Annotated in this window: 21 protein-coding genes; 15 read left to right on the top strand and 6 right to left on the bottom strand. The window is 57.2% G+C overall.

Translation table 11 applies throughout. The annotated features are described in order from the left end of the window. The first annotated feature begins 11 nt into the window (after positions 1–11). The 4 genes from QMG93_RS22545 to QMG93_RS22530 all read left to right on the top strand — a co-directional run bounded on the left by QMG93_RS22545 (position 12) and on the right by QMG93_RS22530 (position 8,879). Positions 12–2,195: a glycoside hydrolase family 105 protein gene (locus QMG93_RS22545; protein WP_281940455.1), complete on the top strand. Its 2,184-nt coding sequence runs from the start codon at positions 12–14 to the stop codon at positions 2,193–2,195. A gap of 171 nt (positions 2,196–2,366) precedes the next feature. After that, positions 2,367–6,806 carry a DNRLRE domain-containing protein gene (locus tag QMG93_RS22540; protein ID WP_281940453.1) on the top strand — a complete coding sequence of 1,480 codons (4,440 nt, stop codon included), beginning with the start codon at positions 2,367–2,369 and terminating at the stop codon, positions 6,804–6,806. 139 nt (positions 6,807–6,945) lie between these two features. After that, on the top strand, positions 6,946–7,890 hold the full coding sequence (locus QMG93_RS22535; protein ID WP_281940451.1) for a TRM11 family SAM-dependent methyltransferase: 945 nt from the start codon (positions 6,946–6,948) through the stop codon (positions 7,888–7,890). A gap of 158 nt (positions 7,891–8,048) precedes the next feature. Then, positions 8,049–8,879: a serine/threonine protein kinase gene (locus QMG93_RS22530; RefSeq protein ID WP_281940449.1), complete on the top strand. Its 831-nt coding sequence runs from the start codon at positions 8,049–8,051 to the stop codon at positions 8,877–8,879. Here the strand turns inward: QMG93_RS22530 and QMG93_RS22525 are convergent. Next, positions 8,864–9,052, bottom strand: coding sequence for a hypothetical protein (locus QMG93_RS22525; protein WP_281940447.1), 189 nt, complete (start codon positions 9,050–9,052; stop codon positions 8,864–8,866). The genes QMG93_RS22530 and QMG93_RS22525 overlap by 16 nt on opposite strands. A 91-nt stretch (positions 9,053–9,143) precedes the next feature. Next, positions 9,144–9,983, bottom strand: coding sequence for an AraC family transcriptional regulator (locus tag QMG93_RS22520; RefSeq protein ID WP_281940444.1), 840 nt, complete (start codon positions 9,981–9,983; stop codon positions 9,144–9,146). 165 nt (positions 9,984–10,148) lie between these two features. Here QMG93_RS22520 and QMG93_RS22515 point away from each other — a divergent pair, with 165 nt between their 5' ends. From QMG93_RS22515 to QMG93_RS22475, 9 genes are all read left to right on the top strand, one after another. Then, positions 10,149–11,144, top strand: a complete 996-nt coding sequence (locus QMG93_RS22515) for an aldo/keto reductase (RefSeq protein ID WP_281940443.1) — start codon at positions 10,149–10,151, stop codon at positions 11,142–11,144. A 211-nt stretch (positions 11,145–11,355) separates the two neighbouring features. After that, entirely contained in the window at positions 11,356–12,942 is a 1,587-nt protein-coding gene (locus QMG93_RS22510; RefSeq protein WP_281940441.1) for an ArnT family glycosyltransferase, read from the top strand. A 223-nt stretch (positions 12,943–13,165) separates the two neighbouring features. Then, the gene (locus QMG93_RS22505) at positions 13,166–15,109 is read left to right on the top strand and encodes an LTA synthase family protein (RefSeq protein ID WP_281940439.1); all 1,944 of its coding nucleotides are present in this window, start codon (positions 13,166–13,168) and stop codon (positions 15,107–15,109) included. A 156-nt stretch (positions 15,110–15,265) separates the two neighbouring features. Next, a complete protein-coding gene (locus tag QMG93_RS22500) occupies positions 15,266–15,493 on the top strand; it encodes a spore germination protein (RefSeq protein ID WP_281940437.1) in 228 nt (75 codons plus the stop codon). 53 nt (positions 15,494–15,546) lie between these two features. After that, the gene (locus QMG93_RS22495; protein ID WP_281940436.1) at positions 15,547–15,795 is read left to right on the top strand and encodes a spore germination protein; all 249 of its coding nucleotides are present in this window, start codon (positions 15,547–15,549) and stop codon (positions 15,793–15,795) included. A gap of 73 nt (positions 15,796–15,868) precedes the next feature. Beyond that, positions 15,869–16,309, top strand: a complete 441-nt coding sequence (locus QMG93_RS22490) for an Hsp20/alpha crystallin family protein (RefSeq protein ID WP_281940434.1) — start codon at positions 15,869–15,871, stop codon at positions 16,307–16,309. 30 nt (positions 16,310–16,339) lie between these two features. Then, a complete protein-coding gene (locus tag QMG93_RS22485) occupies positions 16,340–16,873 on the top strand; it encodes a hypothetical protein (protein ID WP_281940432.1) in 534 nt (177 codons plus the stop codon). Positions 16,874–16,988: 115 nt separating this feature from the next. Next, the gene (locus QMG93_RS22480) at positions 16,989–18,305 is read left to right on the top strand and encodes a deoxyguanosinetriphosphate triphosphohydrolase family protein (protein WP_281940430.1); all 1,317 of its coding nucleotides are present in this window, start codon (positions 16,989–16,991) and stop codon (positions 18,303–18,305) included. Positions 18,306–18,394: 89 nt separating this feature from the next. Continuing rightward, a complete protein-coding gene (locus QMG93_RS22475; protein ID WP_281940428.1) occupies positions 18,395–19,228 on the top strand; it encodes a protein-glutamine gamma-glutamyltransferase in 834 nt (277 codons plus the stop codon). 126 nt (positions 19,229–19,354) lie between these two features. On the opposite strand, the gene QMG93_RS22470 is transcribed toward QMG93_RS22475, so the two are convergent. The 3 genes from QMG93_RS22470 to QMG93_RS22460 form a co-directional block, all read right to left on the bottom strand. Next, positions 19,355–20,338 (bottom strand): hypothetical protein, encoded by a 984-nt coding sequence (locus QMG93_RS22470; RefSeq protein WP_281940426.1) that lies wholly within the window; start codon positions 20,336–20,338, stop codon positions 19,355–19,357. Continuing rightward, positions 20,317–20,910, bottom strand: a complete 594-nt coding sequence (locus QMG93_RS22465) for a sigma-70 family RNA polymerase sigma factor (RefSeq protein WP_281940424.1) — start codon at positions 20,908–20,910, stop codon at positions 20,317–20,319. The genes QMG93_RS22470 and QMG93_RS22465 overlap by 22 nt, the downstream gene beginning before the upstream one ends. A gap of 183 nt (positions 20,911–21,093) precedes the next feature. Next, on the bottom strand, positions 21,094–22,047 hold the full coding sequence (locus QMG93_RS22460; protein WP_281940421.1) for a helix-turn-helix transcriptional regulator: 954 nt from the start codon (positions 22,045–22,047) through the stop codon (positions 21,094–21,096). Positions 22,048–22,264: 217 nt separating this feature from the next. Here QMG93_RS22460 and QMG93_RS22455 point away from each other — a divergent pair, with 217 nt between their 5' ends. After that, positions 22,265–23,143, top strand: a complete 879-nt coding sequence (locus QMG93_RS22455; protein ID WP_281940420.1) for an SDR family oxidoreductase — start codon at positions 22,265–22,267, stop codon at positions 23,141–23,143. Between the two features lie 97 nt (positions 23,144–23,240). Here the strand turns inward: QMG93_RS22455 and QMG93_RS22450 are convergent, their stop codons facing one another. After that, positions 23,241–24,146 carry an SDR family oxidoreductase gene (locus tag QMG93_RS22450; protein WP_281940418.1) on the bottom strand — a complete coding sequence of 302 codons (906 nt, stop codon included), beginning with the start codon at positions 24,144–24,146 and terminating at the stop codon, positions 23,241–23,243. Between the two features lie 208 nt (positions 24,147–24,354). Here QMG93_RS22450 and QMG93_RS22445 point away from each other — a divergent pair, with 208 nt between their 5' ends. Then, positions 24,355–25,563 carry an MGDG synthase family glycosyltransferase gene (locus QMG93_RS22445; protein WP_281940416.1) on the top strand — a complete coding sequence of 403 codons (1,209 nt, stop codon included), beginning with the start codon at positions 24,355–24,357 and terminating at the stop codon, positions 25,561–25,563. Positions 25,564–25,634: the final 71 nt, after the last annotated feature.

Genomic DNA, 25,634 nt, shown 5'->3' with positions numbered 1-25,634 from the left:
GGCTTGTTCGGATGAAAGAACCGATGCAAGAGAAGGAGGGCGGGGCGGCCGATTTGTCCCGTCCGAATCTGGAAAGCACGCTGCTTCGTATCGCGGGCCGTTACGTTGGAGAGCATCCGCCGTACCCGTTTATGTTCCGGACGTTTCAAGGGGATGGTATCCGCGGGACGGACAGCTATTATTTCGATTTTGACTTTGGCGAACGGTTTCCCGAAGCGAAGGACGGCGAGAGCGTGTATGCTTGCGCCAAGGTTTGGTCGGACCGTTCGACGACCGTCCGCCTGAGACTGAACTGCCGCTGTCCGGCGGTCGTTTATATCAACGGGCAGCCGGCATACCGTTCGACGAGCGAGGTGGAAATCCGCAAGCAGCGGGCAGACGATTTCGAAGTGCGTCTCAAGCGGGGCTGGTCGCATTTTGCCGTCCAATTCACCAAGCGGGCTTCGGGCTTCGGCGGCGAGTTCGGCACGGTATCGGCCAAGTGGCAGTATTTGGCCTTCTTGGCGCCGGGCAACGAGCGTAGCGGGCAGATGGGCTGGATCTACACGAAGCCGCTTCGCGGAACGCTGACGGAGCTGCCCGGGGAGGGCTGGTCCGAGATCGGCAGCGGAGCCGAATGGCTGCCGCTCCGCCGGTGGAGCGACGAACAGCTGGCGGTCGGACAGCTGCACCGGCTGTATGGCCTTCAAGCCGGTCATTACGCCGTAGGCTGGGCGAAGGTCCGGCTGAAGCGGAAGGGAACGGCCGACTATACGCTCAAGGGAAGCAGCGAGGGGAAAATCCGCGTCTCGGTTGGGGGCAAGCTGGTTTACGCTTCCGACACGGCTGGCGTATTTCAGGTCCCGCTGCAAGCCAAGTACGGCGTGCACAGCGTCGTGGTCCAGAGCTTCTGCGGAGCCCGGGACTGGGGCTTCCGTGCCGAAGTGTGGCACGGAGAGGAACGGATGGAGTGGCTGCCGGGTGAGGCGGCGCGAGGGATGCCCGACGCGTGGATGTACCTTGGCCCATTTTCGTCAGCCGAGACGCCGACCGTGCTCAAGCAGCCGACGCTGAACGGCTTGTTCGAATCCGCCGGAGGTCCGGTGTATTGGCGGGTCGATCAACCGGAAACGTGGGTACGCCCGAGTCTGGAGAACGCATTGTTTGCCAAATGGAACTATCCGCTCGGAGTTACGTTGTACGGGCTGCTGCAAACCGGAAGAACGCTCGGGCGCGCTGATTTGATCGCTTACGCGAGACGCCATATCGAGGCCTGCTCGTCCATGGCCGCCTATACGGTATGGGACAAGGAGCGTTACGGCCTGCCGGGCATCAACCATCAGCTGTCGAAGATCGACATGCTCGACGATTGCGGGTCCTTCGGTTCCGTCATGCTGGAGGCGGGAAAGGAAGGCGCCTTGCAAGGGGCGCAGGAGTGTGCGGAATGGATTGCCGATTATATCGCCGAGGGACAGAGCCGTCTGCCAGACGGTACGTTATACCGCGTGTTTTCGGATTCGGAGAATCTTTGGGCGGACGATTTGTATATGAGCGTTCCGTTTCTTTGCCGGTATGCTTTGCTTACCGGGAAGATGAGCTATATGGACGATGCCGCGAAGCAATTTTTGCGGTTCGAACGTTATTTGTTTCTGCCCGAATGCAAACTGATGTCCCACGTATACGACTTCGCCTACGGGACGGCGACGAACATTCCGTGGGGGCGCGGCAACGGTTGGGTGCTGTTCTCGTTATCCGAGCTGCTGGCCGTCCTGCCGACGGAGCATCCGGACCGTAAGGAGTTAATCCGTTTATTCCGGACGCTTTGCGAAGGAATCCTGCAGTGTCAGGGCGATAGCGGATTGTGGCATCAAGTGCTGACAGACCCGGAGTCGTACGAGGAAACCTCCTGCACGGCGATGTTCGTCTATGCGCTGTCCAGAGGTATTCGTTTCGGCTGGCTGGACTTTGAAGATGCACCCGTCGATGCGGCCATCCGGGCATGGGAGGGTCTGGAACGCCTGGCGATCGACAAGCAAGGCAATGTGCACGGCGTTTGCCGTGGCTCTTGGTATTCGTTTAATCCCGACTATTACAAGCGCGAGCTTCTGCCGCTGCTTAACGATACGCATGGAATTGGAATTGTTTTGCTCGCAGGGGTAGAGGTCATCCGGCTTCAGGAGTGGATGCAAGAAGAGAAGAATGGAGGTGAAGCTTGAGTCGTCCGCCGGATAAGTTTGCTTGGTGCGTTGTTTAGGAGGGGCGCCCGCCCGTCGATTGGGTTGGGCATGAATTGAATTTGTCGATTTTTGTCGGTTTGTGGGTTGGTTGGTCGATATGTTTCGTTGACTTCTGTGGTATGACACGACCAAGATGAGGTGATACAACCTATGCGCAAAGGTCCAATTTCATTGATCGTCGCTTTGTCTATGATAATCGCACTCTTTTTTATCGCACCAGAAAAGAAAGCGTTTGCAAACAATCTTCTTTTGAACCCCAGCTTTGAAACGTCCAGTAATAACGACGGAATGCCGGACGGATGGTCCAAGGTTGTTACGTCAGGCACTCCGACGATCGGTTTGGACCCGTCGTCGGCCAGCGACGGGCTGAAGTCGGTCAAAATGACCGGAACGTCAGCTTCGGATTCCGGGAGCATTAAGCAAACGTACGTACTGCCGGCGCAAGGCAACCTGGGCTACAAGGTAAGTGCAGCTCACAAAACCGCCGGGCTCGTCTCGCTTGATAAGGGAGCTACGATCGTGATTCATTTTTACAATAACTCCGGCCAGACCCGCGGGACGGACACGATCGTGCGGGGGAACAAGAACGACTCGGATTGGACGGTGCTGGAGAAAATGGTCACCGTCCCAACGGGAGCGACGAAGGTAGATATCAGCTTGGCGCTCACGAATGCGAGCGGAACGATCTGGTGGGATGACGTCCGGCTACAGCCTGTAGTCCAGCTGAACAACGGCGATTTCGAGAACGACTCCAATGCGGACGGTGTTCCGGATTATTGGAGCTTTAGCGGAGGCGGCAGTGTCAGTGCGGAAACCGTGCACACCTACAACTGGAACCGTTCCTTGAAAGTGGTGAACGCCAGCTCTCAGAGCCAATCCGTGCTCAGCCAGACTTTTCCGGTCGATCCGGCTTATGCGGACGGAGCCCGTTTTTCGGTCTATTACCGGACGGACAATGTGGAGCTGACTACGGCCTATACGGACGGGGTACTGGCGAAAGTATCATTCTTCGACGCCGCCGATGCGGAGACCGGGTTTCCCGTCTACGTAAAAGGAAACAACGGCTCCAATATGTGGGGACGGCTCGATCTGAAATTCAAGCCACCGTCCGGCGCCGCGAAGCTGAAGGTCGAGCTGATAATCAGAGGCGCCGCCGGAACGGTATGGTGGGACCTGGCTCAAATGGTGGCGGAACGGCTGGAGCCGGATTCGGTGATGAAGCCGAAATTCTCGAACTGGAACGGCAGACCGGTCATCAGTTGGATGAACCAGCCTAACGTAGCCAAGTACAGCTTGCAGATCAGCGCCGATCCGAATTTCGCCAGCGGCGTCACGACCTTTGACGATATTTTGGGTATCGCTTACCGGATTCCGGTCGACTTACCGGAAGGCGTCTCCTACGTTCGGATCAAGGCCATTCCCCCTTCGGGCCAGACGACAAGCTACGGCCCTCCGCTCAAAATCAAAACGCAGCGGCTTGAAGCATTCCCTGACCTCATTACCCCCAACGTGACGCCAGGAGCGAATGATTACTCCCTGTTGGCCTTCACGCCTGATACCGCAAGCGTCGCCACCGTGGACATTTTGTCCGGCGGGACGGTCGTCCGTACGCTGACGAGCGGCGAATCTATGGCAGCCGATGTCCGCAAGACGCTGAAGTGGGACGGAAAGGACAACGGAGGCAGCTACGTGGCGAACGGTGCCTACACCGCCAGACTGACGCTGAACGTAAACGGAACGAATTACGTCTCGCAGGCGCCGATCCAGGTGGACAACAACGATTTGTCCGGCTACATCGGCTTGGAGAACAATAAAAACTGGTCGAACTTCTATAAGGACCAGATGGAGCTCACCGCCATTCACGCAATGGGCCAGATCGATCCGGCGACCGGCAGGGACGTCACGATCCCGACGGACAATTATACGGACGGCACTCACAGCTCGGCTTCTGCGGCGTTTCTCCTGGCCAATGCTTACTACGAGCCGGGAAGCAGCTTGTATCAAAGCGCTTCCGCGCTGGAGCTTGCGGTCAAAGCGATGGATTTCGTTTTGAGCCGGGAAATCAGCTCTACCGGTTCGTGGACGAAGGAAAGGGATTTGGACGAGAACATCGACCGGTTCCTCGCCGTCGATCTGATCCAAGCTTACGATCTGCTGAAGAACGAGCCGCTTATCCCGCAAGCCAAGCGGGACGCCTGGAGAAGCCTCATTGCCCGGGCGGCGCAGTATCAAATGAACACGTATCCGCTTTCGGCTTCCTACGGAGATTACCCGAACCAGGATCAGAACTACGTAGCGGTGCTCGGTATGGCGGGAGCCCTTCTCGGCAACTCTTCCATGATCGCCGAGGCCAAAAATGTCCTGAAGAAGCAGTTTAACGACATCGGCGTCAACGGCGGAGCGCTTTACATCTATGGCGGGAACCCCGTGCCACTCTATCAAAAGCACGTCTCGGAATGGTACTTGTACTACAAATACACCCGGGATCCGGAGTATGTCGTGGACTTAATCGCGAAAACGAAGGAATATTATCCTCTTGCGTTTTCCCGCAACGGCCAATCTGAATATGGAACCTCCGGGGAGCTCAAGCAGGCATGGCTTACGAGCGAGCTGCCCTCGGGTGTGGATGCGGTCACGGCCATTACCGGCGACGGCCGCAACAAAATGTCCGGCAACGTTATTAAAGAATTTTATATCCGGCCGTATTGGGACGGTGCCACCTCCTTGTCCGTCACCACCTTTACGGCACAGACCCGGGATGCCAATATCAATCATATCGCACCCGTGACGGTCCCCGATTACAACGTGGTAAAGGATGAAGATATCAAAGGGATTCGCGCCCGGTGGGGTACGTTTGACGTGGCTCTTTCCAACAACAAAAACTCCCCTACGCTAGCCACCGCCTCTCTCAACAAATTTGACGACAAATACCTCATCCGCGACAGTTATTTAGCCAACGTCTATATGGAATCCAATAAAGGCGAAATTCGCAATCCGCGACAATACACCTGGTCCTATTTTATGCCCCCGCTTGATGCGAATTCGCGCGGGCCGGCTTATCAAAGCGGTGCCGTAGGCAAGCGGGTGCTGGCTGGAGACAAATTGGGCGTGCAGTATACGAAATTCATTCCGGTAAGCGGTTACACCTGGTTGTATACGTCGGACAATACGGCAGCGAACGATTGGATCTCGCGGCAAACGTGGATTACGTTCAAAAATCGGCTGATCGCCATGAACTCCATGAGCCTGCGCGATACGGTCACTGCCGTGAACAGCGGCAAGTCGCATTTTGTCCGCAGCCGGTTTATGTTCGGTCCGATGAACGGCACATTATCTACAGTGCTGGACAGCAACCAGAACGATCTGTACGGCAGCTTCAACCAGATGGGCTTCTGGATTCAGAAGCAGGGCTCGGCCAACTGGGAATTCAGCACGAATATCCAGCACAGCTTCGAGCCGGGCACGATCTTTGCCAGACATGGGCAAGGGATCGCCATTCAGAAGAAAAAAGGCACAGGAGGCAGCGTTGCCTGGGGGCCGTATGCCACGGACCCGGACAAACGAATGAGCTACAACGCCGTCTTTTTCCCGCTGGAGAACCAAACGTCCGGCAAAGCATGGCACGATTCCGCATCCAACAATGTCAGCTTCGACATGGCTTCCGGGAATGTCTACACAGCTAAGATCAACGCGGACGACGGAACGAAGAATGTATATTTCGTCGCATCCAACCAGGATACGGTTACGCAAGCGACCTATATGCCGGTTACGCTTCCTAACGGAAAGTACACCTTGAACAAGTATACCAACGATACCGGCGTCGCCGCTTCTTCAACCGAAATCGAAGTGACGAACGGGAGCTACTCCATCTCCGATCAGTTAGGCGAAGAATCCGTCTACGTATATGAATTCCTGTTCGTTAGCGACATTAATATCGGTTCGAAGCTATACCCGATTGCCGATGCTTATGTCCGAAGCGGCGCCTATGCCGGCGCCAATTTCGGCGGGGACCCGCGTCTCGTGATCAAAACCTCCACAGGCGACGGGGACCGCCGGTCGTATTTGAAATTCGATTTGAGCTCTCTTTTACTCCCGTCCAATCCGGCCGGGCTCATCGGGAGCATCTATTCGCCTACGTTTACGGGGCAAACTTATCACCCCAATGTGACGGGGGGTGTATATCAACCGAGCGTGACCGGGAGCGTATATTTGCCCAACGTGACCGGTAACGTTTATCAGAATAGCGTGACCGGCGCCGTCTACTCGGCGAAACTGGGTTTATATATGGGCGTGATCGAGGGCGCTCCGGTATCGACCCTAACCGCTAACGTATACGCGGTGGATAACGATGCTTGGACCGAATACGGGATTAATTTCAATAACAAACCGCCGGCGGGAGCTCTGCTCGGGTCTATGGATCTGAACGCAGTCAGTGCTTACAGGGAGATTGACGTAACCGCTTACGTGTTGTCTCAACTGGCCGGCGACAAGACGGCAAGCTTCGTGGTCATCAATCCCAAGTCGCTGTATACCGAGGGCAGCAGCAGACAAGGGGCGAATAAACCTTATCTGCTCATTGAAAGAAGATAAGCTGCCCGGCGGGCGGCGCCTGTCTCGGAAGCAGCGGCTGAAGAGACAGGCGCCTTTTTTAATTTGAATCCGGCCGCCCCCTTTGATAAGATTACAACCAGACTTGAAGGTTTATGCAGAGATAAGGGGAGACCTGCCCATGAAATTGTCCGGTACGAGACCGGTGTCATACTTGTATACTTATGCCTGTCACGAGGACGAGGCTGAGCTGTGTGCGCTTGAGCTGCGCACGCTGCTTGGCGCGGAAGCGCAGGACGGCTGGCTGGAGAGTCCGGCGGACGTCGATCCGAGCCGCAGCCCGTTCGTCAAGCAGCGCGTCGATGTGCTGTGCGAGGCTGACAGCTTGCAGGCGCTGGGGGAACTGGCCGGAACGCTTGAGCTGGACGGTGGCTCGTTCAAGGTCGTCTTCGTCAAGGCGGGCCACTATGCCGCGTACGAGGACCAGCGCGCCATGGAGCGGGAGCTCGGCGCGCGCATCCGCGGCCGGGCCGACATGCGCCAGCCGGACTGGCTGCTGGGCTTCGCCTGCAACGGCGAAGGGCGCTGGGTGCTCGGCCCCTGCCGGCAGAACGAAGCGGTCTGGCTGAAGCACAGCCGGAAGCCGCATAATTATTCCACCGCCCTCAGCACGCGGGTCGCCCGGGCGGTAGCCAACCTTGCCGTACCGCAGCCTGCTGGCATCCGGGCGGTCGATCCGTGCTGCGGCATCGGCACGGTGTTGGTCGAGGCGCTCTCGATGGGGATCGACATCGTCGGCTCCGACATCAATCCGCTTGCGGTCCGCGGCGCCCGCGCAAATCTCGCCCACTTCGGACTGCCGGACGTCGTCCGCGTGGCGGATATCGGGGACGTGAGCGGGCGGTACGATGCCGCCGTCCTCGATTTGCCGTACAACCTGTGCTCGGTCATCTCGCCGGAAGAACAGCTTCGCCTGCTCGGGAACGTCCGGCGGCTGGCGGAGCGGGCCGTTATCGTGTCCACCGAACCGGTGGAGACGCTCGTCGGGCAAGCCGGGTTCGCCGTTCTGGAGCGGTGCGTTGTGCGCAAAGGCTCGTTTTCCCGGCATATCGTCATATGCCGTTAAGCGCGGACCCGCCTGGGGTCGGCGCTTTTTTCTTCAGACTCGGAAGGCTTCCCTGGTTTTTTCCGGGAACCCGAATCGGCGCCGCTTCGTATGTAGGAACAAGCGGATTGCATAGGAAAGAAGGTACGCGAAGACTTGGACGGGTTGGAGGAGGGCCGATGTTAAACTATCTCAAAGGAATCCGGCAAGCCTGGATCGATTACCCCGAGCCGGAGGGGCGTCTGCTGGCGGGAACCTACGAAATCGTTCGTTCGCTCGGCAGCGGAAGCTACGGGCTGGCGTACCGATGCCGCGATATCCGTACCGGCGAGCACGTGGTGGTCAAGCAGTCCAAGCCGAGCAAGGGAGAACTGGCCGAGCGGCTGCTGGAGCGGGAGACGGAGCTGCTGAGCGGGCTGAAGCACCCGGGCATTCCCGGCTTCCGGGGCTCGTTCCGGCACAGGAACCGGCTCTGCATCGCGATCGATCTGATCGAAGGGCATACGATCGAGGACTTGCTGTTCGAGCAGGAGCGGCCGTTCTCGGAGCTCGAAAGCCTACGGTGGATCGCCAAGTTGATGGAGATTGTCGGCTATGTCCACGACCAAGGCATCGTCCATCTTGATGTCCGGATTCCTAACGTGATCCTTCGGGAGGAGCGCCTCTACTTGATCGATTTCGGCTTGGCCAAACGGATCGGCGAAGAAGCGGCGGAGTCGTATGCGGACGAGGAGCTCAGGAAGCGGAGAACGCCCGAGGTGCGGAGCGATTTGTACGCGGTGGGGCATCTGCTGTTGTTTCTGCTGTATTCTTCGTATCAAGAACGCCCCGGGCAGCCGCCGGCCGACTGGCAGGAGGAGCTCGCCGTCTCGGGCGACGTCAAGCATATAATAAGGCGGCTCCTGCAAGTGGAGCCGCCTTATGCGGATACGGAATCGTTTCGCTTCGAATTGGACAACACGCTGCAGAGGCTGCAAAATGCGGCAGGCGCTAATCAGGAGCTGGAGTGACGGCGGGATTTGTTCTTATAATAGCCGTGGCCGTATCCGGAATGGTGCCGGTGGTCTGACGACGAGTAGCGCCGCGGCTGGACGAACCGGTGCGAGCTGCTTCCGTGCCGGTAGTGGCCCTGCTTGGAATGCGTGACGGAGTGAACGATTTTTTTCAGCAAATGTTTAAGCATCGCGAATTCCTCCCGTTTCGTGAGTAGTAGGTAGTACGGACAAACGAAAGGGAGGTTTCGCGGACCGTCCAATGAAAAAGCGCTGCCGAGCCTAACGGTTCCTGTAATGGCTGGGAGCCAGGCCATTCATCTTCTTGAACATGCGCGAGAACAACAGCTGATCCTTATACCCGACCGAATAGGCAATCTGGCTGATCGATAGCGCGCCATTGTTCATCAGCTCGCAAGCCTTGTCCATACGATACCGGAGGAGGAAGTGCTGGGGCGATACGCCGAGCGCCTCCTTGAACAGCCGGGACAAGTATTTTCGGCCGAGACCGATCGACTGGGCCAGCTCCTCTATCGTAAAATTCCTCGAATAATTCGTTTCGATAAATTCCAATGCTTGTTTTACATACCTATCCCGCATCGGGACAAAAGCTTCCGGCGGCATGTCCTCTTCCTCATAAGCTTCGTCGGTCAGTACGGACAAAAAGTCATACAGCGCGCCCAGCAGCTTCATATCCCGGCTCGGAGACCTTCGGCCGGCCTCGAACAACATGCGCTGAAGACAGCCTTCGATGACCTCCGGTCTGCGGCACTGGAAGACCGGCTGCTCCGGACTGAGGCGAGCTCGCTGCAAATAATGCTTCGCCTGCACCCCGTTGAAGGCCGCCCAGGAATACGTCCAAGGCTCGTCGAGGTCGGCCTGATAGGACGATACCGTGTCCGGGGACACGAGAAAGCCGTATCCTGCCGAGAGCTCGTACGTCTGCCAGGGAGTCCGGTACACGCCGCGTCCGCGATGGACGTAATGAATTTTATAATGATCCTTCAGACCGGGTCCCCAGGAATGTCCGGGCGCGCAGTCTTCCATCCCGCAGTAGTACAGCTTCAAGTCCGTACCCGCCTCGTGCGGTCCGGGCCTGTGAACATACTTAAAGGCACACACGCTTGCCACCTCCGCTCCGTAAGTCCGCTTCACCATGAAGAGGATTAAGTGACATTATACTATATTTTATCCAACATGCTGACATACGATTTTCCAACGGTGCGCGCTACAATGAAACAAGCAGTGCAGGTTATTAAATCACTTTCCTAAGGAGGAGTTGCGAATATGTCTTATTTACCGAGCGGCGACCGGTATGACACGATGAAATATAACCGGCTCGGAGCCAGCGGGCTGAAACTGCCGGCCGTTTCCTTGGGCTTGTGGCACAACTTTGGCGGCGGTGACATCTATGAGAACGGCCGGACTATGGTCCGGCGCGCCTTTGACCTGGGCATCACGCATTTCGATTTGGCGAACAACTACGGACCGCCTCCGGGATCGGCAGAGGAAACGTTCGGCAAAATACTTCACTCCGATCTCCAAAACTACCGTGACGAGCTGATCATTTCGACGAAAGCGGGCTACTACATGTGGCCGGGACCTTATGGCGAATGGGGCTCCCGCAAAAATATGATCGCGAGTCTCGATCAGAGCCTTAAGCGGATGAAGCTGGACTACGTCGATATTTATTACCATCACCGTCCGGACCCGAACACTCCGCTGGAGGAAACGATGGGCGCGCTCGACCACCTCGTGCGCCAAGGGAAAGCGCTGTATGTCGGCATCTCGAATTATCGGGCTGACCGGGCGGAGCAGGCGCTCGCCATGCTGAAGTCGCTCGGCACGCCGTGCGTCATTCATCAGCCGCGCTACTCCATGCTGGACCGCTGGGTCGAAGACGGCCTGCTGGATTTGCTGGAGCGGGAAGGCGTCGGCAGCATCGCTTACTCGCCGCTTTACAAGGGCATCCTGACCGACCGTTACCTGAACGGAATTCCGGCAGATTCCCGCGCGGCCGGTTCGAGCGTCTTTCTGAAGCCGGAGGAGCTGACAGACGAAGTGATGGACAAAGTGCGCAAGTTGAACGTTATCGCCCGGGAGCGCGGCCAGAAGCTGTCGCAGATGGCGATTTCGTGGGTGCTCCGCGGAGGCAGGGTAACCTCCGCTCTCATCGGAGCGAGCAAAGTAAGCCAAATCGAGGATGCCGTAGGCGCGGTAAGCAAGCTCGAATTCGGCAGCGAAGAGCTGGAGCGGATCGAAGCCGTGCTTGGCGGCAAATAAGCCTTCGGCACAAGTCGTGCGTGACTCGGAAAGTGCGAGAGTCGCGCACGGCTTTTTTGCGCATCGTACCGGAACGACTATCCTGCATTGAGACCGCATTCCTGAATTACCTCTTTTCACCAGCATACTCTCGTTCTATAATGGTTCTAAATGCCTATTCTTTGACGAATCTGGCCGCAGTTATTTTTCGGACGGGAGAAACTTTGAATCGATGCTGAGAAGAAACGCATTTCGCTGGGGATTATTTTTGTTTTTCTTTCTAACCGAGCTCGCGCTCGGCTTCTATATTAGTTATGTCGTCGGATACATGCATTCGGACGCGCTCAGCCGGGTGGCTAACGCATTCTATGTACTCTACAGCCGCGACCCCCATCTGGGCGCCATCGGGTTCGTATGGAATCCATTGCCGAGCCTCATGGAGCTGGCCGTTCTGGTGCTGTACCCGATCCTGCCGGAGCTGGCTTCCTACGGGCTGGCCGGGGTGCTGGTTACCAGCGTCTTCGCCGGACTCACGGCGCTGCTCTTGTATGATGCCGGGCGGCGCAACGGCTTGTCGTTCGGCATGAGCCTCGGACTCAGCCTGCTGTACTGCCTGAATCCGTTCGTTTTCCTGTTCGGGGCGAACGGGCTCAGCGACGCGCCTTATATTTACTTTCTCATGTACACCGTGATCCGGTTCGGCGACTGGCTCAAAACGCGGCAAATCAGCCACCTGGTGCTTGCTGGCTTTGCGCTGGCCCTGGCGTTCTGGACGAGGTACGAAGCCGTCCCCTTCGGCGTATCCTTGGGAGCCGCTCTGCTGATCGTCCTGCTGCTGATGCCGCCTGGCGAAGGGGAAAGACTGCTGCCATGGGCGGAACGGGCCCGCAAGGTGGAGGCCACCGCGTTCATTTTGCTGCTGCCGGCCGTGTTTTCGGGGCTGCTCTGGATCTTTTTCAACTATATTATTATGGGCGACGCGCTTTACTTCCTGCACTCCGAGTATTCCAATCAGGCCCAGTCCGACGCGCTGAAGGCCGACGAGAACTTCAGCCGGATCTTTAACAGCCCGCTGCTGGCCTTGGGTTTCGTTGCCAAAAAGACCGCCTGGTTTTCCGCGCCGCTGGCGGCCGTACTCCTGATCCGTACGTTTGCGGGACGGCTGCTGCGTTGGGAGACTTTGGTGCTGGTGTGCTTGTTCCTGTCCATTCCGGGACTGCAATTTGCGCTTCTGATGAAAGAGTCGTCTTTCGGCTGGTTCCGCTATTTTATGTACGTGTATCCGATTACGGTAGCCTGGATTCCTTACGAGCTCGGCCTGCTCAGGAAGCGCCGGGCCGCCTTCACCGTTGTGGCTGCCGGACTGCTGGCGACTTCCACGCTGCTGTCGTATGCGGTCACCAACCCGCAGATTGCACCTGACGAGAACACGTTTCTGACGATCAAGAGCGGGAATAAATATTACCAAAGCCAGATTCTGGACCGCTCCGTGGCGAAGTGGCTGGACGAGCATATGGGGGATGCGACCATCCTGACCGACTCGGCCTCCGCGTTTACGATTCTGGTGAACAGCCGCAATACGAAGAAATTTTTGATTACGAGCGATTACGACTTCAAGAAGGCCAAGAACGATCCGCCCGGCAACGGCGTCGATTATATTCTGATCCCGCGGCCGCTGCCGAACGCCGACAAAAGCGCCATTAATACGAAATACAAGGATTTGTACGAAAAGGGCAACGAATGGGCCGAGCTGTATCATGATTTTGACAACGAGTGGCGGCTGTACAAAATAAAAAAATGGCAGCCATCGGCCCCATAAGTGTTAACCTTTTGCAAATTTGGGTAATAAGAAAGAGCAGGCCACCTCTCCGGAGCGAGCCTTGCTCTTTTTTGCCGATAACGGGGATAAGTCCTGAGCCGGAAGGACCAATTTCTCCCTTTCATCTTAAATTCATTTTTCTTTAATATTCAGCCTTTACAATAAGTTAAAAATTGATTCCGCAATAAGAACGATATGCGGGCTGATAGGAGTGTGAGAAGCGATGCGTCCCTTGGGTGTCCAAGGACAGCCAAAGTCATCACGGTCAAAGCTTGCCCGCATGGGTTGGAACAGCTTTATCGTTGCCGCAATGATTGGAATTCCCCTGCTTCTGGTATTTGGCATGGAGCTGATAGGACGGGGAACCGTACACGAGACCTGGACTTGGCTAACCGCCAATTGGAAGCTGTTCGAATTGAATGCTTTGATTGTGTTTCTGGTGTTTGTGTTGATTTACTGTATCATCGGGTCGCTGGTGATGTCTGCCGGCATTAGCGCCCTGCTGCTATCGATCGTATCGCTGATCAGTTATTTCAAGGTCAAGCTGATCGGCGAACCTTTCTTTCCATGGGATATTTTCCTGAACAAGGAGAGCATGAACATCTTGCCGCTGGTCACGACTCGTACCGCTCTTGTGCGGATCGGGCTGATCTTCGCCATCGTGGCTGTGATCTTCCTGTTCCGTCTGTGGGTACCGCGGCTGTCGCTGCGCCCTGTAACCCGGGTAGTCCTCGGCGCGCTGTGTATCTTCGCCTTGTACAGCTTTGGCGTGCGGGCTCCATGGGTCGGAACGCTGTTGGACCGGGCGGGAGTGAACGAGATCGTCTGGAACCAGCAGGAAAACTACGGAACGAACGGGCTGTCCTTGGCATTCACTATGAATGTAAAAAATACGATCGTACCGAAGCCGCCGGGCTACAGTGAGCCTACGATGGCCAGTTTGGCCGAAAGCCTGAACGAAATGGTCGGTCCGTCGACGGCGAACGCCGCAAGCGGAGTGAAGCCGAACGTTATTTTTATTATGAACGAAGCGTTCTGGGACCCGACCTTGCTGCCGAACGTCAGCTTCAGCGAAGACCCGGTGCCTACGGTGCACCGGCTTCAGCAGGAGAGTACGTCGGGCTACCTGTTATCGCCGCAGTTCGGCGGCGGCACAAGCAATGTCGAATTTGAGGTGCTGACCGGGCAGTCGATGAGTTTTCTGCCGGCCGGATCGGTGCCGTATCAGCAGTACATCAGTAAGCCGATTCCGAGCATGGCCAGCTATTTCAAGGGCCTCGGCTACAAGAGCGCCGCGATCCATTCGTACGAAGGCTGGTTCTGGAACCGCGAGAACGTCTATAAGCATATGGGCTTCGACAGCTTCCAGAGCAAGGACGGCTTCCAGAATCCCGAGTACCGCGGCGATTTCATCGCGGATGACGAGGTGTCCAAGAGCATTATCAAGGAAGTGGAGTCCAACGACAACCCGACGTTCATCTATGCGGTCACGATGCAGAATCACGGCCCTTACGACGATCACCGCTACGGCAGCGACAATCCCGTTAAAGTTCAAGGCAGCCTTGACGATGCGGCCCGCGATACGCTGGAAACGTACGTGCACGGTGCCCGCGATGCGGACAGCAGTCTGCAGCTGTTGATCGATCATTTCCAAAAGTCCAACGAGCCGACGATTATCGTGTTCTATGGCGATCATCTGCCGATGCTTGGGTACGATTACGATGTGTATGTGCAGTCCGGGTTCATTCATACGGCCAAATCGGATCAATGGTCGCTGGAGGAGCTGAAAAAGATGCACAGCGTACCTTTTGTGATGTGGTCCAACTTCGACATGGCGAAGGAGCAGGTGCCGGTGCTGAGCAACTCGTTCCTGAGCGCCTATGTGCTGGACCGGCTGCAGATGGAGAAGCCTGCCGCGCTGGCGTACAATGCCGAGCTGTCCAAGAAGATTCCGGGTCTGCTGCGCAATCTCGTCATCGATTCGGACGGACAGATGCATGCGTCGGTTCCGGCTTCGGCGGCTGCCGATGTGGAGAAGTACCGGGAGCTTCAATATGATGAAATGTTCGGGAAGCAGTATCTTGCCAAATATACCGGAGCCCCTTCTACCGCCGCGGCGGCGGATCCGGAAGGCGGGGGAGCCGTGCCGAATGCCGGTGGGCATTAGCGCCGGAGGAAGCTGAATAATAGATTGCACGCCGCAACGAACTGACGGTTGGACCATGGTCCAACCGTCTTTTTGCGCTTTTTTTGCTTTGGCGGGCAAATGACTGCCTTTCCGCGCATACAATAGAGAATCAATGCCGAAAGCGGGTGGGTTCTTGTGACGACGCCGGCGATAAATATTTTTTATATCAAAATCAACAGCATCTCGAATAACGGCTCCTTCAGCATCGGGGATACATTCCACCACGGCCATACGGTTCGTTCCAAAACGCAAGGAACCAATGCGTCCTTCGGGGACGAATCCCCGTCACGGTCCGAGATGCGCAATATTTATATTGATCCCGATCTGAACGACCAAGGGGAGATTACGCTCTCTCCCAAATGAAGCGTATGCTTTAGCTTTACCAGCGGGCTTGCAAGCAGAAGGAGGCGTCACCGATGCCCAACATTATTAATATTTTTAATATTAAGACGAACGGATTGTCCAAAAACGCGAACATCGATTTCGGCACGATAGTGCAAAACGGCCACACGGTCAACTTGAAAGTCGTCGGCGCCAATTTTGCCAACGGAGACCTTTCGCCCGTTTCCTCGTTGATGATCAATGCTGCGGCGGACCCGGATCTTGTAGATCAAAATCAGAATTCGTTCGGCAGCCCGAATGCTCCGGTGACGAGCACCATCTAACATTCAGCGGGTTGCGGATAGAGGGGACAAGAGGGTTGTATATGGAGCGGTTGCCATTGGGGGGCTTCGGGCTATGGACATGGATAAACTGAAGCAGTGGATGGAGCTGGCGCAGAAGCTCGAGAAAGGGGACTTTTGGAAGTCCATACTCGAGAGCCATGACGAAGCGGCTCCCGGAGGTGCGCAAGGCACTAAGCCAAGCGCTTATCCGGCGTATGATCTGTACGAGCGGGAGGAGGAGAACTGGCTTGTGCTGGAGCTCCCCGGGCTGTGCAGGGAGGACGTGGACCTGACGTTGTCGGGCAACGAACTGACCGTACGGGGGATAGCGAAGCCGCCGCTCGACAATGCCGTACCGCTGCATAAAGAACGTTTTTACGGACCGTTCGAGCGTACGATTTCGCTGCCGCAGCTGGGAGAGCAGTCTCCGGTCCATGCCCGCTTCGAGCGGGGGCTGCTGTTTCTCAACTACGAAAGAATGCGGCGCAAAGACGAACATATCGAGATCGAATAATTCGATTATTACCAAAAAAGTGGGGATACGATGAACAGGAAATCGCTTTTCGGGACAACGTCCAATTCCAACGCGCCCCCGCAGCAAGGCGGTAAACAGGAAGAAGTGCAGCGGCTCCGTCAGCTGGAAGAACGGTTGAACCAACTGATAGAAAAGCTGGAGGAACGGCAGACTCAGCCCGCCATTGTGATTCAATCGTTATCTATTGAGAAGGTCGTCGTCGAGCACGTCGATCTGAACAACAATCTCGGACAGCTGGGGATCCGGGAGCTGAGCGGCAAGCTAAACATCGGGGCAGCGTATACGTACGGCAAGGAAGCCGACGGGAGCGGGAACGGCACAAGCCAGCCCGTGGTCGACGGAAAGCTTAAATCGGAGGGCAAACCTAAAGCAGGCGGGAGCCCCATAACGGAGGGCAAGCCCGTCTTTGACGGCAAATCCGCAGCGGATCACAAGCCCGGGGAGAGCAGCAATCCGGATCAGGAGAACAAAGCCGCTCCAGCTTTTCCGAGAAGCGATCCGCACCATGGCGGCCCCCGCATCCGCTTCGGCAGCAGGACGTAGGACAAGCCCATGAGGTGCCCCTTTTCCTTTGCAAAAGGAATATGCTACAATTTGCTCAACAACCTATGATGTTATTTTTTATGACATAGGAAAGCAGAGTAGCGGAGGGATTATTATGGACTTGCGTAAACTGCGTTTGGACGAACCGGTGGCCGGGACGTTCAGCGAAGAACGGGACGAATACGAGCGGGATTATGCGCGGCTCATCCAATCCCCGGCTTTTCGGCGGCTGCAGGGCAAATCGCAGGTATTCGGCGCCGGGACCGGCGACTACTATCGGACAAGACTGACGCATTCGATCGAGGTGTCGCAAATTGCCCGCGAGACGGCGCGGCGGCTTGGCGAGCACTATGAGTTTTTGCGGCGTAAGGAGCATCCCGGCTTAATGATGGACCCGGCGGTTGTGGAATGCGCTGCGCTTGCACACGATCTCGGACATCCGCCATTCGGGCATAAAGGAGAAGAAGTACTGAACCGGCTGCTTGCCGAAGAGCACGGCTTGGCTTACGAAGGCAATGCGCAAAATTTCCGCCTGCTGATGTTTCTGGAGAAGCGCGCCGGCAGCGGCAGCGGCCTCGATTTGACGGCAGCGGTGCTGCTTGGGATTAATAAATACCCGTATAATCTGGATACGCCCGGACGGATTAAAGGCGTGTATCCGATGGAATGGGAAGGCATCGGATACCTTCGCGACAAATGGAACATGCCGTCCGGCTGCTCGACGCTGGAGGCGCAACTCATGGATTTGAGCGACGATATCGCTTATTCGACGCACGATATCGAGGACGGCATCCGCGCCGGCAAAATTCAGATGAACCGGACCTTTTTCGAGGACGACCGGTTGGCGATGCATCTGGTGGAAGAGATCGAGGGCGATCAAGGGAACCTGGAGGTCGGCTGGGATCAGGTCGATATCAAGGCGATGGTCAAGCGCGTGCTGGCTTCGTATCTGGAGCAGTGGGAGGAAATCTACGCCGCATGCGACAACGAGGCCTCGCGGACCCGCAGAGAGATGAAAGCCCGCTGGGTGAGCGCTTTTGCCGGACGGGTCGGCATTATTGACGATCCGAAGAAAGGCTGGAAGCGGGTCACGTTCGTTCGCGACGGACAGCAGGATTTGGAGCTGCTGCGGACGATGGAAATTTTGAAAAAGCTGGCTTGGGTGACGCTGATCAAAGACTTCCGCGTACAGCGGCTCCAGAAGCGCAGTGAAATTATGATCCGGCGGCTGTGGGACAGCTTCAAGGTGCCTGAGGAAGGGCTCCTGATCATTCCGCCCGATTGGATCGAAAATTACGAACGGCATAAAAACCGCTGGACATGGCCGCGCTTCGTGGCCGACTATCTCTCCGGCATGACGGATGCCTACGCGGAGAAGGTATACGCCGAGCTGTTCGCAAGCAAATCCGGCTCGATTTACGAGATGGATTAAGGCTTTTGGGGTCTGATCCTGGCCCTCCCCGGCATATACTGGGAGCGAGCGCTAGTATCGCATCTCTGACGAGGAGGTGACCGGTCCCCATGATCGTTATTGCGGACGGCCAAGCGTCGGTCGATATATCCGCCTGGGAACCGCCCGAGAGGGACATCTACGAGGAGAAACACAGGAACCCCACGACGTACCAATATGATTCGGAAGGAGCGCTGCGCTTCGAGCTCAGGCTGCGGACGGCGATTGTCCAAGCGGCCAGAGATATGCAGAACAGCGCGGCGTCGTTCGCTTCCTTCAAGAAATCGCGCTGCAACGCAGCCTATTGGACCCGTACCGAGAATGGCGGATTTAAGATGAGGCGGGATGTACTGCCCGCCGCAGCGATCCGCGATATTTTCTCGAACGGCCGGGCTTATGCGTTCGAATGCGCTACCGCCATCATTATCGTGCTGTACAAAGCGGTGCTGGAGACGATCGGAGATCAGAAGTTCAACCGGCTGTTCTCCGACCTGTATTTGTATTCGTGGGAGGTCGACAGCGACCTGCGGCTGATCACGATTGCCGAGAAAATGCCGACGTATTCGGGCGATATCCTGTATTTCAAAAATCCCGACGTCGATCCGGAATGGATGGAGTGGCAGGGAGAGAACGTGGTGAAGCTCGGAAGCGACAGCTATTTCGGCCATGGGATCGGCATTAAGAATGCAGCCGGGATCATTGATAGTCTCAATAAGCACCGCAAGCCGGGCAGCACGAAGTCCGCTTACATGATCGATCAGGTAACGTATCCGAATTACGTTTATTTGTACGAGGCGGCGTCTTCCCGGATTCCGATTTCCCAGACGGCGCTTGCTTGGCTGCCGCCGGAAGCTCGCGGCCGAATTGTCGTTAAAATCGGCGGAAGGACTAACATTTACGCTTGAGACACGGTTATAAGGGATCTTCCGACACGCGAAATCGCGTACGGAGATCCCTTTTTGCTTCATGGGATAAGCGGCCAGCGCCCGGCCCGGCTGTCTCGCAAGACAGCCCTGACCGGACGCGGGACGTTATTGTAAGCTATTCGCAATGCGAAGCAGATCGTTTTGAGATACTTTCAGCGAAGGAGTCGTCACTTGGTACAGGATCGTGCTGCCGTCCTGCGTCTCCAGCCAAGCCAAGCTTTGCATCGCTCCCGTTTCGCTGAGCATGTGGTTACGGTTCAACGTATAGTAGCCGTCCTTACCCGAAACGGAAACCTTATCCGCGGTTGTCGATTCGCCGGTTAGGGTGCGGATGTCAGTCGCCGCATCGTCTCCGGAGAACACTTGGTAACGCACCTCGATTTGTTCTCCGTCACCGTTAGCATAGACCAGCCCCGGCATATCCATCGGGGAGACGGCTTCCCCTGCCGAAGGCGCCTTTTGCCAGACGATGGTTTGGTTCGCTGCCCCGGCTTTTTTTCGAAGCAAGCTATGGTACTGCTCATAGGTTGCAGCGTCGATGCCGCTTACAGGAGCCTCCAGCTCCGCCCGGACGAAGCCGAATCCGGCCGGCAGCGCCGTCGGTGTCTTAAACGGGGCGAAGCGCTTCTTCGTCTCCGTTTTCCATGCATCGATGTCCGAATAGGCTGCGGGGGCGGTAATTTTCAGCAGCGCCGGCAGCTTCCGCTTCTCAAGCTCCGCGCTGTATACGTAAGCGGACTCGCCCGAAGCGAGTTGGCTGCGGATGTCCCGCACCGATTGCGTGAGTTCGGCGGACAAGCTTGCGGGCAAGGTGGCCGCGGCTTGTTGGGTTAGCTCCACGCGAACCTTATCGGTCTGCATCGTATAGAGCAGGCTGGAAGCATAGGCGATGCCCGAAAACAGAAAGATGCACGCGGCGATAAGAGCCGCCCGGGTCGCGTATTTACGTTTGGCGGGTCTGAGGGACGCAGCCGTCACGCGGGTATGCTTCCGAATTAACGCTGCGATTCGATCGTCGAGCTGAGCAGGGGCGTGAAGGGTTCCGGCAAATTGCTGAAGCTCGGTTTTCAATTGATTTTCGATGGACATGGGGCAAGCCCTCCTTCGTTCGTTTCAATTAAATGGGCTGCTTGCTTGCGCAGCTTGGCCATGGCGGCGTGATGCCTCGATTTGACCGTACCGGACGGGATGTCCAGCAGTTCCGCAATTTCGTCAAAGGTATGCTCCTGATAATACCGCAGCACGACGACGCTCCGGAGCTTGTAAGGCAGCTTGTGGACAAGAGCGATCAGTTCGTGCTGATGCTCATGCTGCAGGAACAGTTCCTCCGTGTCCGGAGTGTGCTCTTCCGTTTCCAGCAATCTGCTGCGCTCGTGCAGCCTGAATTTCCGCCACAGCTTTCGGTTCCAGTTGCGGGTTTGGCGGATCACGAGGCCGGTAAGCCAGGAGCGGAACGGCTTGCGTCCGTCGTATTTTGCGAGCGACTTGAATAATTCGGCATACACCTCGCTGACCACGTCGCACGCGTCCTGCTTGCTGCCGATGAGAAGTGTGACTGTTCGGTACACGTGGTCTTTACTTTGCTCGTAAATCGTTTGAAACGCTTGTTCATCTCCGTGGTTCGCTTGCTTGATCCAATACTGCCATTCGGAGTCTGTCATAGGCGGCCGGCCCCCCTATCGTTGTTTTTTCACTCTATATTGGTCCCGAGCTCCGGATTTGTTCGTTTTTAGTTCAAAAAAAATGTCGTCGCCGCATGCAAAATAACCCCGGCGATCAAGCGCCGGAGTCGGATGAGAGACGTACGGTGCTGCAGCGGCTTCATGTGCATAAACCGATCTGTATCATCCATGGCAATACATTTGACGGATCGCCTCCGCCAGCCGGAGGAGGTCTGCGCGCAGCTGTTCCGGCTCCAGTATCTGCAGTCCGCCGCCATATCCCGGAATGATTCGCAGCGCATACTCCGCCGTTTGGAAATCGGCGGTAAGCTCGGTCAAGCCGTCGGCAGCCGGGCGGGTGTCGCGGATTTTGACGAAGTGCTCCTCTTGCAGGAGAGCAAGCGCGGAAGCATCCGCTTGCAGCGTCACGAGATAGCTGGGCAGCCGGGACTTGAAGTCGGCCGTCGATTGCTCCCAGTAACGGGCCAGATCGAAGTCCGCCGGCCGCTCGAAGCTCTCTGGCCGGATGACGGCGCTGCGTATCCGGGAAACCCGGTAGGTGCGCATCTGGCCGTCTACGAGCCCGATCAAGTACCACGTGTTTCCTTTGACGACCAGCCCGAGCGGGCCGACTTCGCGCTCGACGACCTCGTCGCCTCGTCCGTAACGAATGGCTAGCAGTAGTTCCTCCCACACCGCCTCCTGCACGATGGACAGGCATGATACCTCCTCTGCGGGTCCGTACCACCCGGCTCCGTCCACGTGGATGCGTTCGCGGACCGCCTCCGCATTCCGCCGCAGGGAGGGAGGCAGAGCGGCAAGCAGCTTCAACAAGGCGGCTTCAAAAGCCTCGCGCCAGCCCAGATCCCGCATCATGCCGGAAGCGTGGGCGAGCAGGAGGGAGCGGATTTCATCGATTTTGAGTCCGGTGAGCTGGGAACGGTAACCTTCCGGCAGCACCCAGCCGCCGCCTGAGCCCCGCTCGGCATATAGCGGAATGCCGGAAGCGCTAAGCGCCTCCATGTCGCGGAAGATGGTCCGCTCCGATACCTCCAGCTGCTCGGCCAGCTCCCGCGAGGTCATTCGGCCGCGGTTCTGCAGCAGCAATAAAATGGATAACAGTCGATCCGCACGCATGACAATTGCTCCTTGTACGTCGTAATTTTAAGATCCGTTTGAGTCATCAGATATTTTTATTTTATCACAGCAAATATGACAAGGGTTGACATATTAGGATTGATAGGATGGAAGCGTAAGGCGGAGACATGCCTTGGAGATCCGGCGGATCGATATGAACTGCGGGAATGGCAGAGTGCAGCCTTCGGACAGCTAAGGGAAGCGGAGGGAGTCAACGATGAAACCATTGGAAGGACGCATCGCGGTCGTCGCCGGAGCGACAAGAGGAGCGGGGCGCGGCATCGCCGAGATGCTGGGGGAAGCGGGAGCGACGGTCTATGTGACCGGCCGCAGTACGCGGGGACAGCTCTCTGATATGGGCCGGACGGAAACGATCGAGGAGACGGCGGAGCTGGTGACGGCCCGAGGCGGACGCGGCATTCCTGTGCGCGTGGACCATACGGAGGAGGAGGAGGTCCGGGCGTTGTTCGAACGGGTGCGAAGCGAGCAGGACGGCAGGCTCGACCTGCTCGTCAACGACGTGTGGGGCGGAGACTCGCTGATGGAATGGGGTAAGACATTCTGGGAGCAGCCGATTGCGGACGGGCTGTTGATGCAGCGGCGGGCGGTGCATTCGCATATGATCGCCAGCTATTACGGCGCGCCTCTGCTTATGGCGAACAAGCGGGGACTCATCGTCGAAATTACGGACGGCTGGGATTATAGGTACCGCGGTAACCTGTATTACAGTCTCGTCAAAATTTCCGCGATTCACTTGGCCGAGGCCATGGCCGAGGAGCTTCGTCTGCACCATGTGGCGGCTGTGGCGGTTACGCCGGGGTTTCTGCGTTCGGAAGCGATGCTCGACCATTTCGGCGTGACGAAGGACAATTGGCGGGACGCGGCGGAGAAGGACCCGCATTTCATCATGTCGGAGACGCCGCATTATGTCGGACGGGCGGTTGCCGCACTGGCCGCCGACCCGCGCATCATGGACAAATCCGGTCAAGCGCTGACGAGCTGGGGACTTTCCGACGAGTACGGCTTTACGGATGAAGACGGGAGCAGGCCGCACTGGGGCAATTATGCGGCGGAGCAGGGCTTTTATGCCGAGTGATCCGCGGCTAAGCAGGAGTGCAGGGGGCTCCGTGCTGGGCAACGTCAAAAAGGACTGCGGGGGAACGATCTCCGCAGTCCCTTTTTGACGTTGCGCGTCAGGAGGTGATAAACTGGCCTCCGTTCACATGCAGCGTCTCGCCGGTGACGAATCTGGAATCGTCGCTTGCGAGGTACACGTAGGCCGGCGCCAGCTCGAACGGCTGGGCGGCCCGGCCCATCGGCGTATCCGTGCCGAACGTCTTCACCTGCTCGGCGGGGAAGCTGGAGACCGTCAGCGGGGTCCAGACGGGTCCCGGGGCTACGCTGTTCACCCGGATGCCTTGCTCGACCAGCGAGAGAGCCAGTGAGCGGGTAAAAGTGACAATCGCCCCTTTGGTGGATGAATAGTCGATCAATTGCCGGTTGCCGCGGTAGGCGGTGACCGAAGCCGTATTAATGATGGAGTCGCCCGTCTTCATATAAGGCAAAGCGGCTTGAGTAACGAAAAAGAACGAGAATATATTCGTTCGGAACGTCTCGATCAACTGCTCCTCCGAAATATCCAGGATGCTCCACTGCGGGTATTGGACGCCCAGATTGTTGACCAGCACGTCCAGCTTGCCGAACATGGCAACAGTCTGGGCGACGACGCCCGCACAAGACGCTTTATCCCGCAGGTCTGCCGGGATCGTCAGGCAGCGGCGGCCAAGCTGCTCGATATGCTGCTTCGTTTCGGCCGCGTCCGGATGCTCGTACAAGTAGGCGATGGCTACGTCGGCTCCTTCTTTGGCAAAGGCGACGGCGGTCGCGCGTCCGATCCCGCTGTCCCCGCCCGTAATCAGGGCTACTTTGCCAAGGAGCTTGCCGCTGCCGACATAGGCGGGGTTGTCGAAGATCGGCCGCGGGTTCATCAAATATTCGAGTCCGGGCTGTCGCTCCTGATGCTGGGGCGGGAACGCAATCGGCTTTTCGCGGCACTCCGTTTCCATCGCATAATAGGGGTATTCAGGGTAAGGCTTCATAAGGAACCTCCGATCAAGCGTAAATATGGGCTTTTGCTGATAGTGTATTCCCGTTGGGCTCTATGGGTGCACTCCCGGGTTTGGGTTACGTCCGGGTCATTCGCGTACTTAAGAAAGTTTTAAGCTCTGAGCATGGGATTTCTTCAGGATTTTCGTTTAATATATAGAGTAGAAGGGTAAACAAAGAATAGTTAATGGGGGGCTACTTATGTTGACGAACGGCGAGATCCCCGCGGCTGCGCGCGTTTTGGTGCTCTCCGGCGACTTGGGTGACGGTCACCGACAGGCGGCGCGGGCGCTGGCGGAAACATGCGGGGAAGGCTTGGCGGAACATGTCCGGGCCGAGGTGATCGATTTTATGCAGGAAGTATATCCGTATCTTCATCCGATGGTGAAGTACTGCTTCATGAAGGGCGTCGAGAAAGCGCCGTCGGTCTACGGCTATTTATATCGCAAAACAAGACGGAAAGAGGCAATGCCGATTCCGTTCAAAACGTTTTTAAGCTTGGGGCTGTCCCGGTTCCTGACACTCTTGGAGGAGAAAAAGCCGGATATTATCGTCTGCACGTTCCCGCTGGCTGCGGCGGCCGTCTCGCTGCTGAAAGAAAAGGGTGCGGTTTCTACGCCGCTCGTTACCGTCATTACGGACCATACCGACCACAGCCTGTGGCTGCAGCCGCATACGGACTTGTATCTGGTCGGGTCCGAGCAGGTAGCGGCCGCGCTGCGTCTGCACGGCGTGTCGTCCTCCCGCGTCCGGGTGACCGGCATTCCGGTGCGAAGCCGCTTCTCCGAATCGTTCGACCGGGTCCGGCTGTGCCAGTCGTTCGGTCTCGATCCGAAGCGCCCGGTCGTCCTCGTGATGGGCGGCGGCAGCGGCATGCTGGACGAAAGCGTCCGTTCGCTGATCCGTTCGACGTCTCTGCTGAAGCGGCTGCAACTGGTCGTCATCTGCGGAAGCAACGCGGCCGTGCGGGAAGAGCTGGAAGCGGAGCTACGGGAGCATCCGACGAACCGCGTCATTGTCAAAGGATTCGTGGAGGAAATTCACGAATGGATGGCCGTCGCCGATTTGCTCGTGACGAAGCCGGGCGGGCTGACGACGGCGGAGGCGGTCGCGGTGGGCTTGCCGATGCTGCTCTATAAGCCGATTCCCGGCCAAGAGGAAGACAACGCCGCGGTGCTGGAGAAGGCTGGCGTCGCCGTCCGGGCGACAGCCGCCCGGACGCTCCAGGATCAGCTGCTGGAGCTTGCGGACAACCGGCTTGCGCTGGCCGCGATGAAGGGTAGGGCACGGCAGTTCCGTCGCCAGCGCCCGACCGAACAGGCTTGGGATGCGATTATGCATCTTCAGCAGACAGCTTCTTCTGTTCGGAAAGCGTGGCAGACGACGACCACGATTCGCGAGGCGTGGTAAGTCAGCGAGGCTGAATCAGGCAGGGCACAAGCGCAAACGCCGCTCATCCGAGAAAACCGGATGAACGGCGT

The sequence above is a fragment of the Paenibacillus tyrphae genome (assembly GCF_027925525.1).
Classification (GTDB): Bacteria; Bacillota; Bacilli; order Paenibacillales; family NBRC-103111; genus Paenibacillus_G; species Paenibacillus_G tyrfis_B.
Note: the sequence above shows the minus strand (reverse complement) of the source record. Positions and strands in the feature narration are given on the sequence as shown.

What these genes read in the sequence shown, in the direction of transcription:
- QMG93_RS22545 (WP_281940455.1), top strand. Translation starts at nt 12, where the DNA reads ATGAAAGAACCGATGCAAGAGAAGGAGGGCGGGGCGGCCGATTTGTCC.
- QMG93_RS22540 (WP_281940453.1), top strand. Translation starts at nt 2,367, where the DNA reads ATGCGCAAAGGTCCAATTTCATTGATCGTCGCTTTGTCTATGATAATC.
- QMG93_RS22535 (WP_281940451.1), top strand. Translation starts at nt 6,946, where the DNA reads ATGAAATTGTCCGGTACGAGACCGGTGTCATACTTGTATACTTATGCC.
- QMG93_RS22530 (WP_281940449.1), top strand. Translation starts at nt 8,049, where the DNA reads ATGTTAAACTATCTCAAAGGAATCCGGCAAGCCTGGATCGATTACCCC.
- QMG93_RS22525 (WP_281940447.1), bottom strand. Translation starts at nt 9,052, where the DNA reads ATGCTTAAACATTTGCTGAAAAAAATCGTTCACTCCGTCACGCATTCC.
- QMG93_RS22515 (WP_281940443.1), top strand. Translation starts at nt 10,149, where the DNA reads ATGTCTTATTTACCGAGCGGCGACCGGTATGACACGATGAAATATAAC.
- QMG93_RS22510 (WP_281940441.1), top strand. Translation starts at nt 11,356, where the DNA reads ATGCTGAGAAGAAACGCATTTCGCTGGGGATTATTTTTGTTTTTCTTT.
- QMG93_RS22505 (WP_281940439.1), top strand. Translation starts at nt 13,166, where the DNA reads ATGCGTCCCTTGGGTGTCCAAGGACAGCCAAAGTCATCACGGTCAAAG.
- QMG93_RS22495 (WP_281940436.1), top strand. Translation starts at nt 15,547, where the DNA reads ATGCCCAACATTATTAATATTTTTAATATTAAGACGAACGGATTGTCC.
- QMG93_RS22490 (WP_281940434.1), top strand. Translation starts at nt 15,869, where the DNA reads ATGGACATGGATAAACTGAAGCAGTGGATGGAGCTGGCGCAGAAGCTC.
- QMG93_RS22485 (WP_281940432.1), top strand. Translation starts at nt 16,340, where the DNA reads ATGAACAGGAAATCGCTTTTCGGGACAACGTCCAATTCCAACGCGCCC.
- QMG93_RS22480 (WP_281940430.1), top strand. Translation starts at nt 16,989, where the DNA reads ATGGACTTGCGTAAACTGCGTTTGGACGAACCGGTGGCCGGGACGTTC.
- QMG93_RS22475 (WP_281940428.1), top strand. Translation starts at nt 18,395, where the DNA reads ATGATCGTTATTGCGGACGGCCAAGCGTCGGTCGATATATCCGCCTGG.
- QMG93_RS22470 (WP_281940426.1), bottom strand. Translation starts at nt 20,338, where the DNA reads ATGTCCATCGAAAATCAATTGAAAACCGAGCTTCAGCAATTTGCCGGA.
- QMG93_RS22465 (WP_281940424.1), bottom strand. Translation starts at nt 20,910, where the DNA reads ATGACAGACTCCGAATGGCAGTATTGGATCAAGCAAGCGAACCACGGA.
- QMG93_RS22460 (WP_281940421.1), bottom strand. Translation starts at nt 22,047, where the DNA reads ATGCGTGCGGATCGACTGTTATCCATTTTATTGCTGCTGCAGAACCGC.
- QMG93_RS22455 (WP_281940420.1), top strand. Translation starts at nt 22,265, where the DNA reads ATGAAACCATTGGAAGGACGCATCGCGGTCGTCGCCGGAGCGACAAGA.
- QMG93_RS22450 (WP_281940418.1), bottom strand. Translation starts at nt 24,146, where the DNA reads ATGAAGCCTTACCCTGAATACCCCTATTATGCGATGGAAACGGAGTGC.
- QMG93_RS22445 (WP_281940416.1), top strand. Translation starts at nt 24,355, where the DNA reads ATGTTGACGAACGGCGAGATCCCCGCGGCTGCGCGCGTTTTGGTGCTC.